We start from the raw sequence: 16528 nt of genomic DNA, 5'->3' as shown, positions 1-16528 counted from the left end.
CATGCGATGGAAAGTGCAATTTTAACTAAACCGCGGCTCAACGAAACCTCATCTTCGCATTTTCTCCCTTATCCATTGAAGAGGCGTTGAGTCAGCACCTGATGAAATTGACATCTCTTAATGAAATGTGAGTTGCACCATGTCCGTTATCGCTACTGTTTTTGAACCTCAACGGCCGCTACCGAAAACGGCCTGGCAGCTATTCGCTTCTCTGCTTACCGGCGATCTCGTGCCGGGACCCGCCTGGGAGAAAGGCTCCCACCGGCGTAAATTCCTGCTGCGCTCGCTGGCGATGCCTTTTGCTACCGCACACTTTTTGTCACGTCTCGTTGACCAGCCGCACCTTGCCCGCAAGCTGCATATGCAGCCGGGTCTGCCGTGCCGGTTACATCGCCCCTGGCTCTCCGTCAACCTGACGCGTCAGCAGACCAGCGAGGCGATCTGCTGGCATTACGACAGCTTCAACCGCCTGCTGCCCGAAGGGATGGTGAACAGCTATCTCACGACGTCGGGCTGCACGCTGGCCCGGCTGACCGGGAAAGATGAGCAGAGTTACTCCATCCGTCTCTGGTCAGATGCCGCGCTGGATAAAGAGGGCGAAGCGACGCTCACCTTTTATGACGCGCTGGAGACGCCGCTGGCGCGCCTCACCTTCACCGTCTGCCCGTTTAACGGCTTGACCACGCTCTATATTGGCGGGCTGCAAGGGCCAAAATCCCATGTACCGCACGAAGCGATCCAGGGCGCGACCAAAGCCTGCCACGGGCTCTTCCCGAAGCGGCTGCTGGTGGAAGCGGCAATGATGCTGGCGCAGTTCCTTGAGGTGGAAGCGATCCGCGCGGTAAGCAATGAAACGCACATTTACCAGAGCCTGCGCTATCGCAAGAAAAAACTGCGCCAGCTGCATGCGGATTACAACAGCTTCTGGGCGTCGCTGGGTGGCGTTGTCGATGGGCAGAGAGACTTTGTGCTGCCACTGATGATGCCGCGTAAACCGATTGAGGAGATCGCCAGCAAAAAACGCGCAGAGTATCGCCGCCGGTATGAGCTGCTCGACAGCCTGCAAAGCCAGACTGCCGAGCGCTGCCAGCGTTAATCGGCTCTCCCGCGCGCCAGCCACAGCACGCGGGAGAACATTTTACGCAGCAGCGGCGGGATCGCCTCCACGCCGCGCCTGCCCGCTTCCATCGCCACTTCAATCGCCAGATCCGGTTTTGAGGCACGGTGGATCGCTTTGGTGATGACCCGGTGCGCGTTCATCGGCACGTTTGCCGGCAGCTGTGCCACGCGGTGATAGACATCATCAAACCCTTCGCGATACATAAAGTGCTCCATGTCGCGCGCCGGCAGTTCGGTTAAATGAACGCGCACCTGATCGGGATGGTTATCGAGTACGCCGCGCACGGTGGCGGCATATTTTTTCCCCGCTTCGTCGCCATCCACCAACACATGCCACTCAATGCCCATCCGGCGGGCGAATTTGATCAGCGGCTTCAGCCCGGACTGCGCAAACTCAATCACCTTTATCCCTTCAGCATCAAAGTGGTGCCCGCACTGGCGGGCGAGATCGTTAATCACCCAGGTTTCCGTCTCCCCCTCGACCAGCAGCCAGCAGCGGGCAAACAGCGATGAGGGACGGTTGACGCGAATATGAAACGCGATGCGCCGCCCATCCTCTGCGCTCAGCCCGCCCGGCCCAAGACGCCAGGCCGCAACGCGTGATGACTCACGCACCAGTCGGCAGACATGCTCAACGGGCGTCAGCGACAGCAGTTCACCGGAGTTCGTGGTGGTAATACGTTGCAGCGGCAGCAGGTTTAACAACTGCCAGGCGACGGAGAGCATAATCGGATGCAGCCGCGTTTCGGGATCCTCCACCAGCAACAGCGGACGCGCATCGCGATCGAGGCGCACAGAGCCTTTGGCCTGCAATAGCGTGGAAAAAAAGCCCAGCAGGATCACCCGGTACATGCGCCCACCGGGCTTATCAATCATGCGGTTGATGGTGTCGAGATAGCGCCAGCTGCGCTGCTCATCATGGGAACGGCGGCGCATCAGGCGCGGCAGCGACGTACCGCTGCCCTGCTCGGCAAAGTAGTGCTCAAGCAGTTGCACCATCGCCGATAAGCCGTGGCGGATCTGCGCATCGGTCAGGTTTTGCGGGCGCGAGACCAGCTCGCGGGAGAGAAAATCGAGCTGGCGCGCGGTGCTCTCCAGCAGCGGTGTTTCCGGAGTACCACCACTGCGCAGCCGCCGCATAAAACGCGCATCGCGCAGGCGCAGCACCGGCGAGAGGCGAATCAGCTGGCGCGCCATCTCATCACTGTCACGCAGCGGCAGCAGTTCGCCTTTAGTGTCGAGAAAACCGCGTAGCGTCCTTACTTCGCCCCCGGCCGAAAGCTCCCCTTCATGGCGGTAAAAGAGGCGGTGATAACCATCGTCACTGGGCACCCAGCACTCCGCCAGTGGGCGGTAGCGCCGCGTTTTATGCCGCCCCGGTTCCGATTCGCGAAAGGTGAGAATAATGTGCAGATGGTGCTCGCGGCCGTTGATATCCCCCGGAGGAAACCAGAAGTCATCGCGCACAAAGTGGTAGAGATCGTTTTGCGGCGAGAGCAGTAAAGTGAGCGCATCCAGCAGGCTCGATTTGCCCCACGCGTTCTCACCAATTAACACGTTGTTCTGTTCAAGCTGCAATGAGAGGCGATTAATACCCCGAAATCCCACAACCTCAACTCGCTCCAGAATCATCTCTCATCCTCCTGGTGTGTTGCCCTCTCCCTGCGCCAACAGCATAACGGCATACGGGAAACGCCATTGAAATCTGCATTTGCATAAAATCGCTCACTTTTCGCAGCTTTACTCACTTTCAGCCTTTCTGTAGTGTGTTGCAGTGCATATAAATTTACGTAAGGATTCGGGCTGTTCATGTTTTCAGGATTGTTAATTATTCTTCTGCCGCTGGTGGCGGGCTACCTCATTCCGCTGCGCCACGAGCCCGCGCTCAAACTGATCAATAAACTGCTCAGCTGGATTGTCTACGTGATCCTCTTTTTTATGGGTATCAGCCTCGCCTTCCTTGATAACCTTAGCGCTAACCTGCTGTCGATATTGCATTATTCCGCGGTCAGCGTGGTGATTATTTTACTCTGCAACGCCTGTGCGCTGCTGTGGCTGGAGCGATCCCTGCCGTGGAATCATCACCACCAGCAGGAAGTTTTGCCGTCGCGGCTGGCGATGGCGCTCGAGTCGTTGCGCCTGTGCGGCGTGGTGCTGCTCGGTTTTGTGATTGGCCTGAGTGGCCTTGCGTTTTTGCAGCACGCCACCGAAGCCAGCGAATACACGCTGATCTTCCTGCTGCTGCTGGTCGGTATTCAGCTGCGTAACAGCGGCATGACCCTGAAACAGATTGTGCTTAACCGCCGCGGAATGATCATCGCAGTTGTGGTTACCGCCAGTTCGCTGCTGGGCGGCGTGATCAACGCGCTACTCCTCGATTTGCCGCTGAGAACCGGGCTGGCGATGGCCTCCGGCTTTGGCTGGTACTCTCTTTCCGGGATCCTGCTCACTGAATCCTTTGGCCCGGTGATTGGCAGCGCGGCGTTCTTTAACGATCTGGCGCGCGAACTGATCGCCATTATGCTGATCCCCGGGCTTGTTGGCCGCAGCCGTTCAACCGCACTCGGGTTATGCGGCGCAACGTCGATGGATTTCACCCTGCCGGTGTTGCAGCGCTCTGGCGGGCTGGAGATGGTGCCCGCCGCCATTGTCCACGGGTTCGTACTCAGCCTGCTGGTGCCGCTATTAATGGCGCTCTTCTCTGCCTGATCGCCTTCGGCGGTGGGTTTCTGCCGCCAAACTTGCGCTAAATCAATCTCGGCGTAAATAGCCGCTAAAAGACCTTTCACGCCTTCGCCCGCCCTATTAATCTTAAACATGTATTTTAAATATAACTTTAAAGAAGGTGTGACCATGTTTTGTGTGCAATGTGAACAAACCATCCGTACCCCGGCAGGAAATGGCTGTTCTTACGCGCAGGGGATGTGCGGGAAAACCGCTGAAACCTCCGATCTCCAGGATCTGCTGATTGCCGCCCTGCAGGGGCTTTCCGCCTGGGCCTGCAAAGCGCGCGACTACGATCTGATTGACCATGAGATTGATAACTTCGCGCCGCGCGCCTTCTTCTCCACCCTGACCAACGTTAACTTCGATTCCGTGCGCATTATCGGTTACGCCCGCGAAGCGATTGCCAAACGTGAAGCACTGAAAGCCCTCTGCCTGGCGATTGATCCGCAGGCGCAGGTAGATAACCCGATGGCAGATTTACAGCTGGTGAGCGACGATCTCGGCGCGTTGCAGCGCCAGGCGGCGGAACTCACCCCGAATAAAGACAAAGCGGCGATTGGCGAAAACATTCTTGGCCTGCGCCTGCTCTGCCTGTATGGCCTGAAAGGCGCGGCGGCCTACATGGAACATGCTCACGTGCTCGGTCAGTACGATAACGATCTCTACGCGCGCTACCACAACATCATGGCGTGGCTCGGCACCTGGCCGGCGGATATGAACGCCCTGCTGGAGTGCGCGATGGAGATCGGCAAGATGAACTTCAGCGTGATGAGTATTCTCGACGCGGGTGAAACCAGCCTTTATGGTCACCCGACGCCAACCCAGGTCAACGTCAAAGCGGTGGCGGGCAAATGCATTCTTATTTCCGGCCACGACCTGAAAGATCTCTATAACCTGCTGCAACAGACCGAAGGCACTGGCGTTAACGTCTATACCCACGGCGAAATGCTGCCGGCGCACGGTTACCCGGAGTTGCGTAAATTCAAACATCTGGTCGGTAACTACGGCAGCGGCTGGCAGAACCAGCAGGTTGAGTTCGCCCGTTTCCCCGGCCCGATTGTGATGACCTCCAACTGCATTATTGACCCAACCGTCGGTTCCTATGACGATCGTATCTGGACGCGCAGTATCGTTGGCTGGCCGGGCGTTAACCACCTTGAAGGCGACGACTTTGCCCCGGTGATCCGCCAGGCGCAGCAGATGTCCGGCTTCCCGTTCAGCGAGATCGAGCATCTGATCACCGTTGGTTTTGGTCGCCAGACACTGCTCGGCGCGGTTGATACACTGATCGATCTGGTGAGCCGTGAAAAACTGCGTCACCTCTTCCTGGTCGGCGGCTGTGACGGCGCGCGCGGGGAGCGCAGCTACTTCACCGATTTTGCCACCCAGGTGCCGGATGACTGCCTGATCCTGACACTGGCCTGCGGTAAATACCGCTTTAACAAACTCGACTTTGGCAATATTGAAGGCCTGCCGCGTCTGGTCGATGCCGGGCAGTGTAACGACGCCTACTCGGCGATTATTCTGGCGGTAACGTTGGCCGACAAACTCGGCTGCGGTGTTAACGATCTGCCGCTCTCGCTGGTGCTCTCGTGGTTTGAACAGAAAGCGATTGTCATTTTGCTGACCCTGCTCTCGCTGGGTGTGAAAAATATTGTCACCGGCCCCACCGCACCGGGCTTCCTGACGCCGGATCTGCTGGCGGTGCTGAACGAGAAGTTTGGCCTGCGCCAGGTGACCACCGTCGAGCAGGATATGCAGCAGTTACTGAGCGCATAAGGAGCGAAAAATGAGCATGCCAACCCCTCAATGCCCGTGGCGGATGCAGGTGCACCATATCCACCAGGAGACGCCGGATGTCTGGACGCTTTCACTGCTGTGCCATGATTACTACCCCTACCGCGCCGGGCAGTATGTGCTGGTGAGTATTGGCAACAGCGCCAACACGCTGCGTGCTTATACCCTCTCCTCAACGCCGGGCGTCAGTGAATACATTACGCTGACCATCCGACGTATTGATGAGGGTGCCGGATCGCAGTGGCTGACGCGTGAGGTTAAGCGCGGCGATTATCTCTGGCTCTCCGACGCGCAGGGGGAATTTACCTGCGATAACGAACCGAACGATAAGCTGTTGCTGCTGGCGGCAGGCTGCGGCGTGACGCCGATTATGTCGATGCGCCGCTGGCTGGCGAAGCACCGTCCGCAGGCGGATGTGCAGGTGATTTTCAGCGTACGCTCGCCGCAGGATGTGATCTTTGCCGATGAGTGGCGAAACTACCCGGTGACGCTGGTAGCGGAGCACAATGCCACCGACGGTTTTGTGGCGGGACGTTTAAGCCGCGAACTGCTGAGCGCGGTGCCGGATCTGAGTGCGCGTACGGTGATGACCTGCGGCCCGGCACCCTATATGGCATGGGTTGAGCAGGAGGTGAAAGCCCTCGGCGTTACGCGCTTCTTTAAAGAGCAGTTCTTTACCCCGGTTGCCGAAGCCGCCACCAGCGGGCTGAAGTTCAGCAAGCTGTCACCGATGAAAACTTTCTATGCGCCGGTGGGCAGCACGCTGCTGGAGGCGCTGGAGAGCAATAAAATGCCGGTCAACGCCGCCTGTCGCGCAGGTGTTTGCGGCTGTTGCAAAACGCAGGTGATTGCCGGGGAGTATTCGGTCAGCAGCACCATGACGCTGACCGAGAAGGAGATTGCCGAGGGGTTTGTGCTCGCCTGCTCCTGCCACCCGCAGGGGGATTTGGTTTTAGCGTAAGGTGCAAGTCAACGTGCCGGATGGCGCTGCGCTTATCCGGCCTACAAAAAAGGTGATATGCCTTTGTAGGCCGGATAAGGCGTCAGCTGCCATCCAGCAATGCAGAACATGCTCTGAACCTGTAGGCCGGATAAGGCGTCAGCCGCCATCCGGCAATGCAGAACATGCCCTGAACCTGTAGGCCGGATAAAGCGACAGCCGCCATCCGGCAATGCAGTACATGCTCTGAACCTGTAGGCCGGATAAGGCGACAGCCGCCATCCGGCATTTTTACATCACCATTACTTCCACGCGGGCGCCACGGAATATCGCCCTGCCCCCATAAACGCCACTGCCAGCGCGCCAAGGAAGAAGTAAACAATACTCTCAATTGCCCACGCCCCGGTCACATCAAGCGAACCGGTTTCGCCGATCCCCACCATCAGCCAGGCGACAACCATGGTAAACGCCAGCACCAGCGCCGCCGGGCGGGTAAAAATACCGAGAATAATCAGCACCGGACAGAGCACTTCCCCCACCAGCACACCGTAAGCGATAAACCCCGGCAGCCCTTTGGCCGCCAGCATCCCGGCAATGCCATCAACCCCGCCAATCAGCTTATGCACGCCGTGAAACAGCATCAGCCCGCCCACCGCCAGACGCAGCAGCAAGCGCCCCAAATCCTCATGCGAAAACATCTTATTAACTGAATTTAACAATGATTTAACCATATGAAATTATTCCTGTTTTCGTTGAATGACACCAACCTATGCCTCTTCTTCGTCAAAATAAACCCCTGTTTCACTTATGGGTATAATATTCCCGCCTCGTTACCTGTTGATTGTCTAAGCTTGTAATCGTGATCACAAAAAGGAGCCTCAATATGAAACAGACAGTGGCCGCATATATCGCCAAAACCCTCGAGCAGGCGGGCGTAAAACGGATTTGGGGCGTCACCGGCGACTCCCTCAACGGGCTGAGTGACAGCCTGAACCGCATGGGCACCATTGACTGGATGCCCACCCGCCATGAAGAGGTCGCCGCCTTCGCCGCAGGCGCCGAAGCGCAGGTCTCGGGCGAACTGGCCGTGTGCGCAGGCTCCTGCGGGCCGGGCAACCTGCACCTGATCAACGGCCTGTTTGACTGCCACCGCAACCGCGTACCGGTGCTGGCCATCGCCGCACATATTCCGTCGAGCGAAATCGGCAGCGGCTATTTTCAGGAGACGCATCCGCAGGAGCTTTTCCGTGAATGTAGCCACTACTGCGAGCTGGTCTCCAACCCGGAGCAGATCCCGCAAGTGCTGGCGATTGCGATGCGTAAAGCGATCCTCAACCGTGGCGTCTCCGTCGTAGTGCTGCCCGGCGATGTCGCCCTGCAGGCGGCACCGGAAAGCGCCAGCAGCCACTGGTATCGCGCACCGCAGCCGGTAGTGATCCCCGCCGAGGAGGAGCTGCAAAAGCTGGCGCAACTGCTGCGTTACTCCAGCAATGTCGCGCTGATGTGCGGCAGCGGCTGTGCCGGTGCGCATAAAGAGCTGCTGGCCTTCGCCGGTAAGCTCAACGCACCGATTGTTCACGCCCTGCGCGGCAAAGAGCACGTTGAGTATGACAACCCCTTTGATGTCGGCATGACCGGGCTGATTGGCTTCTCATCCGGCTTCCACGCCATGATGAATGCCGACACGCTGGTGCTGCTCGGCACCCAGTTCCCCTACCGCGCCTTCTACCCTAGTGATGCGAAGATCATCCAGATCGATATCAACCCGGCGAGCCTCGGCGCGCACAGTAAAGTGGATATGGCGCTGGTCGGCGATATCAAAGCGACGCTGGCGGCGCTGGTGCCGCTGCTGGAGCAGAAAACGGATCGCGCCTTCCTCGATAAAGCGCTGGAGAACTACCGCGATGCCCGCAAAGGGCTGGACGATCTGGCGAAGCCGAGCGATAAGGCGATCCACCCGCAATACCTGGCGCAGCGCATCAGTGATTTCGCCGATGATGACGCCATTTTCACCTGCGATGTCGGCACGCCAACCGTCTGGGCCGCGCGCTACCTGAAGATGAACGGCAAGCGCCGGTTAGTTGGCTCCTTTAACCACGGCTCGATGGCCAACGCCATGCCGCAGGCGATTGGCGCTCAGGCCACCTTCCCGCAGCGCCAGGTGGTGGCGATGTGCGGTGATGGCGGTTTTAGCATGTTGATGGGCGATTTCCTCTCGGTGGCGCAGATGAAGCTGCCGCTGAAGATCGTCGTCTTTAACAACAGCGTGCTCGGCTTTGTGGCGATGGAGATGAAAGCGGGCGGCTATCTGACCGATGGCACCGAATTACAGGCCACAAACTTTGCCCGCATCGCCGAAGCATGCGGCATCACCGGCATTCGCGTAGAGAAATCCTCCGACGTTGACGAGGCGCTACAGCGTGCCTTCGCCATTGATGGCCCGGTGCTGATTGACGTCACCGTCGCCAAAGAGGAGCTGGCCATGCCGCCGCAAATCAAGCTTGAGCAGGCGAAAGGCTTCAGCCTCTATATGCTGCGCGCGATCATCAACGGCCGCGGCGACGAGGTGGTTGAACTGGCGAAAACCAACTGGCTCAGGTAAAACAGAGGGCATTACCCATCGCAAGATAAGGAAATGCCGTGATTGATTTACGCAGTGACACCGTGACCCGACCTGGACGCGCCATGCTGGAGGCAATGATGGCCGCCCCGGTCGGGGATGATGTGTATGGCGATGACCCGACGGTTAACGAACTTCAGGCCTACGCCGCTGAACTGAGCGGCAAAGAGGCCGCCCTCTTTTTACCCACCGGCACACAAGCTAACCTGGTCGCCCTGCTCAGCCACTGCGAACGCGGCGAAGAGTACATCGTCGGCCAGGGCGCGCATAACTACCTCTACGAAGCGGGCGGTGCGGCGGTGCTCGGCAGTATTCAGCCACAGCCGATTGATGCTGCCGCCGACGGCACGCTGCCGCTGGATAAGGTCGCGGCAAAAATCAAAGCGGATGATATCCACTTTGCCCGCACTAAACTGCTGAGCCTTGAAAACACCCACAACGGCAAAGTGCTGCCGCGCGACTACCTGCAACAGGCCTGGGCGTTCACCCGCGAGCGCGGGCTGGCGCTGCACGTTGACGGCGCGCGCATCTTTAACGCGCTGGTGGAGTATGGCTGCGATTTAAAAGCGATCGCGCAATATTGCGACTCCTTCACCATCTGCCTCTCCAAAGGTCTCGGCACGCCCGTTGGCTCGCTGCTGGTCGGTGATAAAGCCTATATCGCCCGCGCTAACCGCTGGCGCAAGATGACCGGCGGCGGCATGCGCCAGGCGGGCTTTCTTGCCGCAGCCGGGCTCTATGCGCTGAAAAACAACGTTGAGCGGCTGAAAGAGGATCATGAGAACGCCGCCTGGCTGGCAACACAGCTGCGCGAACTTGGCGTCGATGTGATGCGCCACGATACCAATATGGTGTTTGTTCGCGTTGGGGATAACGCCCAGGCGCTGGGCGCGTTTATGCGCGAGCGCGGGGTGACGATCACCGTGGGCAGCGTGGTGCGGCTGGTGACGCATCTGGATGTCAGCCGCCAGCAGCTTGGCGAGGTGGTTCGCCACTGGCAGGCCTTTTTGCAGCGCTAAGGAGCAAATGTGGCGCAGCGAATCGCGGTGCTCGGTGCCAGCGGCTATATCGGGCAGCGGCTGGTACAAGCCCTCAGCGAGCAGGGTCATCAGGTAAAAGCCGTGGCGCGGCGCTTAGGGCGGCTGCGAAAGCTGGCACTGGCGAATGTCTCGCTGCATGAAATTGACCTCTTCTGGCCGCAGGCGCTGCCCGCGCTGCTGGAGGATGTCGATACCCTCTACTATCTGGTGCACAGCATGGGTGAGAGCGGCGACTTTGTCGCCCATGAGCGGCAGATTGCCCTGAATGTGCGCGACGCGCTACAGGGCTCCGGCGTGAAACAGGTGATCTACCTCAGCTCCCTGCAAGCCCACGAAGGCAGCGACTCCGATCATCTGCTGGCCCGCCAGCACACCGGCGATCTGCTGCGTGCCGCGGGCGTGCCGGTCACCGAGCTGCGCGCCGGGATCATTGTTGGTGCCGGTTCGGCCGCGTTTGAAGTGATGCGCGACATGGTCTTTAACCTGCCGGTGCTGACCCCGCCGCGCTGGGTGCGCTCGCGCACCACCCCCATCGCGCTGGAGAATCTGCTGCACTACCTGCTTGAGCTACTCAACCATCCGGCCAACACGCACCGGGTGTTTGAAGCCGCGGGGCCGGAGGTGCTCACCTATCAGCAGCAGTTTATCCGTTTTATGGCGGTGAGCGGCGTTAAGCGCCCGCTGATCCCGCTGCCGCTGCCCACGCGGCTTATCTCGGTGTGGTTTTTACACCTCATCACCTCCGTGCCGCCCTCCATTGCCAAAGCGTTGATCCAGGGGCTGAAACATGACCTGCTGGCGGACGACCGCGCCCTGCGCGCCTTAATTCCGCAAACGCTGATCTCCTTTGAGGAAGCGGTGCGCCGTACGCTCAAAGAGGAGGAGAAGCTGGTTAACTCCAGCGACTGGGGCTACGATCCGCAGGCTTTCTCCCGCTGGCGTCCGCAATATGGCTACTACCCGAAGCAGGCCGGTTTCAGCGTCACCACCCAGGCCAGCGCGCAGGCGTTATGGCAGGTGATCAACGCTATCGGCGGCAAAGAGCGCTACTTTTTTGGCAATTCTCTGTGGCAAACCCGCGCCGCGCTCGACAGGCTTATCGGCCATAAGCTGGCGCACGGGCGGCCGCAACGCCCCTATTTGCAGGTGGGCGATGCGGTAGACAGCTGGAAGGTGATTATCGTTGAGCCGCAGCAGCAGCTTGCCCTGCTGTTTGGCATGAAAGCGCCGGGGCTTGGGCGGTTAGTTTTTACCGTGACGGACAAAGGCGATTGCCGGGCGCTGGATGTGCGCGCCTGGTGGCATCCGCACGGTATGCCGGGGCTTTTTTACTGGCTGCTGATGTTTCCGGCGCATCTGTTTATTTTTCGCGGTATGGCGCAACGTATCGCCAGGCTTGCGGAAAAAAGCAGTGAAAAAGTCTGAGCCTGTCGCCTTTCTTTTAACAATCCCATTGCATCACGACGTGATTCACGAAAGAATGCGCGCGATAAACGCTTAACACAGTGGATTGCTATGAAGGTTCTGGTCACGGGCGCAACCAGCGGTTTAGGCCGAAACGCGGTCGAATATCTGCGGCAAAAAGGCATTGCAGTCCGGGCGACGGGCCGCAACGAAGCGATGGGTAAGCTGCTCTGCAAAATGGGCGCTGAATTTGTACCGGCGGATTTAACCCAGCTGGTCTCTTCGCAGGCGAAAGTGATGCTCGCGGGTATCGACACTTTGTGGCACTGCTCGAGTTTTACCTCACCCTGGGGTACTCAGGAAGCGTTTGATCTCGCCAACGTGCGCGCCACGCGCCGTCTCGGCGAATGGGCGGTTGCCTGGGGCGTGCGTAACTTTATCCATATCTCCTCGCCGTCGCTCTATTTCGATTATCACCACCACCGCGACATTGACGAAGCCTTCCGTCCACGGCGTTTCGCCAACGAGTTTGCCCGCAGTAAAGCCGCCGGGGAGCAGGTTATCGATCTGCTGGCGCAGGCCAACCCGCAAACCCGCTTTACCATTTTGCGCCCGCAGAGCCTGTTTGGCCCGCACGATAAAGTTTTTATCCCGCGTCTGGCGCAGATGATGCAGCACTACCGCAGCGTTTTACTGCCGCGCGGCGGCGATGCGCTGGTCGATATGACCTACTACGAAAACGCGGTTCATGCGATGTGGCTGGCGAGCCAGACCGAGTGCGACGCCCTTCCCTCCGGGCGCGCCTTTAATATCACCAACGGCGAACCGCGCTCGCTGCGCACCATTGTGCAGACGTTGATTGATGAGCTGGGCATCGATTGCCGTATTCGCTCCGTGCCTTACACCATGCTGGATATGGTGGCGCGCAGTATGGAGCGCTTCGGCGACAAGCGCGCGAAAGAGCCCGCCTTTACGCACTACGGCGTCTCAAAGCTCAATTTTGATTTCACGCTGGATATCAAACGCGCGCAGCAGGAGCTGGGCTACACGCCGATTGTCACGCTCGATGAGGGCATCAGACGCACGGCGTTCTGGCTAAAAGATCACGGCAAGCTGCACCGCTAAGGGACTCAAAACGGCCCGGACCTGATCTCGGAAACTCGCTGGCCGTTTTTATTGATGTAAAACCACTCGCCGCCGCCAAGGGCCATATGTTCGCCCTCGCGCTGCGGTTTGCAGCCGTTACAGACCAGCGCTTTACCCTCCTGAAACTGCCAGGCGTAGTCAAACTGCGGCGCAATATGGTTGCGGAACGAATCGTCCCAGTAGCCCACTTTGCCATTCTGCCGGGCGCGCACCAGCCCTTCGACAAACCAGTCCGGCCCGTTATCGAAATGCACCACCGGCAGGTAGCGATCCGGCGCGCGGACATAGTAATCGGCATCCGGCAGCCCGGCCTGGCGGGTGTAGTCATACAACCCAACCCACGACATGCCATCCACATCCTGACTCTTTTCGAACAGCTCCGGCAGAAACACCAGCTTGCCCTCCTGCAGGGTGGCGCAGTTGGCGAGGGTCTCGACGTTGTCCGTTTTTTTATCCCAGTATGAACAACTAAAGGGCGGTGTCGGCGCACTGTGGGCGGTAAAAGCCGCCATCAGCAGCGCGCCGGTAAGGATGCGTAAACCCATCTCCATTGACCTCGTCATAAGCCGGTCGGCAGAGATCACTCTGCCTGACCATATTTTTCCAGTAAAGCCTCGGCGATCGCTAAGCTTTCGGCGTCAGCTACGCCGTCCCACTTCGCCGGGCGAAAATGCATTTGAAATGCCATGATGACCCGCTTTTGTTGCAGCGGTGTCATATACGATTTGACGTCATAACCATAACGCGCCAGCAGGTCGAGCAGTGCCGCATTGCTGACCCGCGCATACTCCGCGCGGCCATTGAGGTAAAAAGCCACCCGCGCCGGATCGGGCCAGGCACCAATCCCCTGCGCGGCTAACACCTGCCAGGGAAACTGCGGGCCGGGATCCTCTTTGCGCTGCGGGGCGATGTCCGCATGCGCCACCACATTCTGCGGCGGGATGTTGTAACGCGCGACGATATCTTTTACCAGCGGAATCAACGCATTGATTTGTGCCTGCGCAAAAGGAACGAAGGTTTTGCCGCCAGACGCCTTCTCCCAGCCGCGGTTTTCCAGTTCAATGCCGATGGAGGTGTCGTTAATGCGCGTCGATCCGCGCCAGAAGCTGGCTCCCGCATGCCACGCCAGTTTCTGCTCCGGCACCAGTTGCCAGATGCGCGGTTTACCCTTATCGCGCGGCGGATTGGCCGGGATTAAGTAGTGCGAACTGACATCTTTGCCGAGTAGTGTGGTCAACGAGACATCAAAATCATCTGCCGTATAATGGATCACCAGCACCTTGATGCGGGGATAAGCCGCTTGCGCCTGATAACGGGTCACCAGTTGATAGCCAGGTTTCTCAATAACGCCTTTGTTGTCATCTTTTTTATCGCTGGCACAGCCTGCCAGTATTAGCGCCAGTAGCACTATTCCCCACGTTTTCATGCTTCTCCTTTTAACCATCAATGCGTTACCAGACACATTATGAGAGCAATACACTATTCTTGAAAGGTTGCGACTTCTGAACAGAAATAAGGAAATCATTATGCGCTATTCAGTTTTGACTCTTGTTCTGCCGTGCGCGCTGCTGTTGAGCGCTTGTAGCACCGTTGAGCCCGCTTTCAAAGATACCGGCGCACGCGTCAATGCCTGCGTTGAAGGCGGCCCCGACAGTGTGGCACAGCAATTCTATGACTACCGCATTGAACATCCGGGCGCGAACTGGTCTTCTCTGCGTCCTTACCTGAGTGACGATCTGAGCAAAATGCTCACTGCCGCCAGCCGCGACGCGCGCAATAACGTGCTGCTGAAAGGCGACCCCTTCTCCAGCCGTAACCTGGCACCGGAGAAAGCCGATGTCGCCAGCGCCTCAACCATCCCTAACAGCGACGCGCGTAATATCCCGCTGCGCGTGACCTTAACCAAAGGCGATCAGCGCTGGCAGGACGAGGTGCTGATGATCCGCGAAGGCCAGTGCTGGGCGGTCGACGATGTACGCTACCTCGGCGGCACGGTACATGCTCCGGCCGGCACGCTGCGCCAGTCAGTTGAACATCGGTAAGTATTGACTAAACCCATCAATAACCCCCGTAAAATGTCTGGCATTCTGTGAGGAATGCCGACATTTATGCCTGGTTCCCACGTCGACCAGTGTTATGTGCTAACTTTATGTAGAAACCTGGTTTATATTTAAGTTTTAACGCACAAATATTGCATAACTATTCTGTCAACGTTACTATTTGCGGCCTCAATTGCTATCAGACTGCTTCGATGAGTATTAAATTAAACAGCATCAATTGCTTCTACGGCGCACACCAGGCGCTGTTCGATATCACACTGGAGTGCCCGCAGGGTGAAACGCTGGTGCTGCTCGGCCCAAGCGGCGCGGGGAAAAGTTCGCTGCTGCGCGTGCTGAACCTGCTCGAAATGCCGCGCTCAGGCCAGCTGACCATCGCAGGCAATCATTTCGATTTCGCCAAAACCCCTTCTGATAAAGCGATTCGCGAATTGCGCCAGAATGTGGGCATGGTGTTCCAGCAATATAATCTTTGGCCGCACCTCACCGTGCAGCAGAACCTGATTGAAGCGCCGTGCCGCGTGCTCGGATTACGCAAAGATGAGGCGCTGGCGCGCGCCGAGAAGCTGCTCGAGCGTTTACGCCTGAAGCCTTACAGCGATCGCTATCCGCTGCACCTTTCCGGCGGCCAGCAGCAGCGCGTGGCGATTGCCCGCGCGCTGATGATGGAGCCGCAGGTGCTGCTGTTCGATGAGCCGACCGCCGCGCTCGATCCAGAGATCACCGCACAGATCGTCAGCATCATTCGCGAGCTGTCGCAAACCGGTATTACGCAAGTTATCGTGACCCACGAAGTGGAAGTGGCGCGCAAGACGGCCAGTCGCGTGGTGTATATGGAAAATGGTCACATTGTTGAGCAAGGGGATGCGGGCTGCTTTGCCGCGCCGCAGACCGACGCGTTTAAATACTACCTATCTCACTGAAGACTCGGGAATAATGACAATGAAAAAATTACTGATCGCCGCACTTGTTGCCAGCATCAGCCTTAGCGCTACAGCAGCCCAGACCATCCGTTTCGCCACCGAAGCGAGCTACCCTCCGTTTGAATCGACCGACGCCAATAACAAAATCGTCGGTTTCGATGTCGATCTGGCGAACGCCCTGTGTAAAGAGATCGACGCCACCTGTACCTTTACCAACCAGTCCTTTGACAGCCTGATCCCGAGCCTGAAATTCCGCCGTTTCGACGCGGTAATGGCCGGGATGGATATCACGCCGGAGCGTGAAAAACAGGTACTGTTCACCACCCCGTATTACGACAACTCTGCGCTGTTCGTTGGCCAGAAGGGTAAATTCACCGGCATCGACCAGCTGAAAGGCAAGCGTGTCGGCGTGCAGAATGGCACCACGCACCAGAAATTCATTACCGATAAGCACCCGGAAATCACCACCGTGCCTTACGACAGCTACCAGAACGCGCGTCTGGATCTGCAAAATGGCCGTATCGATGCCGTCTTCGGCGACACGGCGGTAGTGACCGAGTGGCTGAAGTCTGACGCCAAACTGGCCGCCGTCGGCGATAAAGTGACTGACAAAGATTACTTCGGCACCGGCCTCGGTATCGCGGTACGCCAGGGTAACACCGAGCTGCAGCAGAAATTTAACGCCGCGCTGGAAAAAGTGAAGAAAGATGGGACTTACCAGACCATCTACAGCAAATGGTTCCAGAAGTAATACT

At 58.2% G+C, this 16528-nt stretch carries 15 protein-coding genes; 11 read left to right on the top strand and 4 right to left on the bottom strand.

Features of this window, described 5'->3' with window-relative positions; genetic code table 11:
- Window positions 1-139: 139 nt before the first annotated feature.
- Window positions 140-1096 carry a VirK/YbjX family protein gene (locus ACWPW2_RS06320; protein WP_454121916.1) on the top strand — a complete coding sequence of 319 codons (957 nt, stop codon included), beginning with the start codon at window positions 140-142 and terminating at the stop codon, window positions 1094-1096.
- Here ACWPW2_RS06320 and ACWPW2_RS06315 read toward each other — a convergent pair.
- Window positions 1093-2751 carry an ATP-dependent endonuclease gene (locus tag ACWPW2_RS06315; RefSeq protein ID WP_279791986.1) on the bottom strand — a complete coding sequence of 553 codons (1659 nt, stop codon included), beginning with the start codon at window positions 2749-2751 and terminating at the stop codon, window positions 1093-1095. The two genes, ACWPW2_RS06320 and ACWPW2_RS06315, sit on opposite strands and share 4 nt — an antisense overlap.
- A gap of 177 nt (window positions 2752-2928) precedes the next feature.
- Here ACWPW2_RS06315 and ACWPW2_RS06310 point away from each other — a divergent pair, with 177 nt between their 5' ends.
- From ACWPW2_RS06310 to hcr, 3 genes are all read left to right on the top strand, one after another.
- Window positions 2929-3828 carry a lysine exporter LysO family protein gene (locus tag ACWPW2_RS06310; RefSeq protein ID WP_454121915.1) on the top strand — a complete coding sequence of 300 codons (900 nt, stop codon included), beginning with the start codon at window positions 2929-2931 and terminating at the stop codon, window positions 3826-3828.
- Between the two features lie 144 nt (window positions 3829-3972).
- Complete coding sequence (gene hcp, locus ACWPW2_RS06305; protein ID WP_454121914.1) at window positions 3973-5625, top strand: hydroxylamine reductase; 1653 nt, start codon at window positions 3973-3975, stop codon at window positions 5623-5625.
- 10 nt (window positions 5626-5635) lie between these two features.
- Complete coding sequence (hcr, locus tag ACWPW2_RS06300) at window positions 5636-6604, top strand: NADH oxidoreductase (protein ID WP_454121913.1); 969 nt, start codon at window positions 5636-5638, stop codon at window positions 6602-6604.
- Window positions 6605-6885: 281 nt separating this feature from the next.
- Here hcr and ACWPW2_RS06295 read toward each other — a convergent pair whose 3' ends face one another.
- Window positions 6886-7314 carry a DoxX family protein gene (locus ACWPW2_RS06295; protein WP_124968905.1) on the bottom strand — a complete coding sequence of 143 codons (429 nt, stop codon included), beginning with the start codon at window positions 7312-7314 and terminating at the stop codon, window positions 6886-6888.
- Window positions 7315-7466: 152 nt separating this feature from the next.
- Here ACWPW2_RS06295 and poxB point away from each other — a divergent pair, with 152 nt between their 5' ends.
- The 4 genes from poxB (at window position 7467) to ACWPW2_RS06275 (ending at window position 12772) form a co-directional block, all read left to right on the top strand.
- A complete protein-coding gene (gene poxB / locus ACWPW2_RS06290; protein WP_454121912.1) occupies window positions 7467-9185 on the top strand; it encodes a ubiquinone-dependent pyruvate dehydrogenase in 1719 nt (572 codons plus the stop codon).
- 38 nt (window positions 9186-9223) lie between these two features.
- Window positions 9224-10222, top strand: coding sequence for a low-specificity L-threonine aldolase (ltaE, locus tag ACWPW2_RS06285; RefSeq protein WP_454121911.1), 999 nt, complete (start codon window positions 9224-9226; stop codon window positions 10220-10222).
- Between the two features lie 9 nt (window positions 10223-10231).
- The gene (locus ACWPW2_RS06280) at window positions 10232-11668 is read left to right on the top strand and encodes a DUF2867 domain-containing protein (protein ID WP_454121910.1); all 1437 of its coding nucleotides are present in this window, start codon (window positions 10232-10234) and stop codon (window positions 11666-11668) included.
- Between the two features lie 90 nt (window positions 11669-11758).
- Window positions 11759-12772, top strand: coding sequence for an NAD-dependent epimerase/dehydratase family protein (locus tag ACWPW2_RS06275; RefSeq protein WP_023481285.1), 1014 nt, complete (start codon window positions 11759-11761; stop codon window positions 12770-12772).
- A 5-nt stretch (window positions 12773-12777) separates the two neighbouring features.
- On the opposite strand, the gene ACWPW2_RS06270 is transcribed toward ACWPW2_RS06275, so the two are convergent.
- Window positions 12778-13338 (bottom strand): WG repeat-containing protein, encoded by a 561-nt coding sequence (locus tag ACWPW2_RS06270; protein WP_279791996.1) that lies wholly within the window; start codon window positions 13336-13338, stop codon window positions 12778-12780.
- A gap of 35 nt (window positions 13339-13373) precedes the next feature.
- On the bottom strand, window positions 13374-14219 hold the full coding sequence (locus ACWPW2_RS06265; RefSeq protein WP_312119886.1) for an N-acetylmuramoyl-L-alanine amidase: 846 nt from the start codon (window positions 14217-14219) through the stop codon (window positions 13374-13376).
- Window positions 14220-14319: 100 nt separating this feature from the next.
- On the opposite strand from ACWPW2_RS06265, the gene ACWPW2_RS06260 reads away from it, so the two are divergent.
- From ACWPW2_RS06260 to artI, 3 genes are all read left to right on the top strand, one after another.
- Complete coding sequence (locus ACWPW2_RS06260; protein WP_023481341.1) at window positions 14320-14835, top strand: lipoprotein; 516 nt, start codon at window positions 14320-14322, stop codon at window positions 14833-14835.
- Between the two features lie 209 nt (window positions 14836-15044).
- Window positions 15045-15773: an arginine ABC transporter ATP-binding protein ArtP gene (artP, locus tag ACWPW2_RS06255; RefSeq protein WP_023481454.1), complete on the top strand. Its 729-nt coding sequence runs from the start codon at window positions 15045-15047 to the stop codon at window positions 15771-15773.
- Window positions 15774-15792: 19 nt separating this feature from the next.
- Entirely contained in the window at window positions 15793-16524 is a 732-nt protein-coding gene (gene artI, locus ACWPW2_RS06250; protein WP_454121909.1) for an arginine ABC transporter substrate-binding protein ArtI, read from the top strand.
- The last annotated feature ends 4 nt before the right edge of the window (window positions 16525-16528 follow it).

This window comes from Kosakonia sp. Marseille-Q7440 (assembly GCF_965119485.1).
Note: the sequence above shows the minus strand (reverse complement) of the source record. Positions and strands in the feature narration are given on the sequence as shown.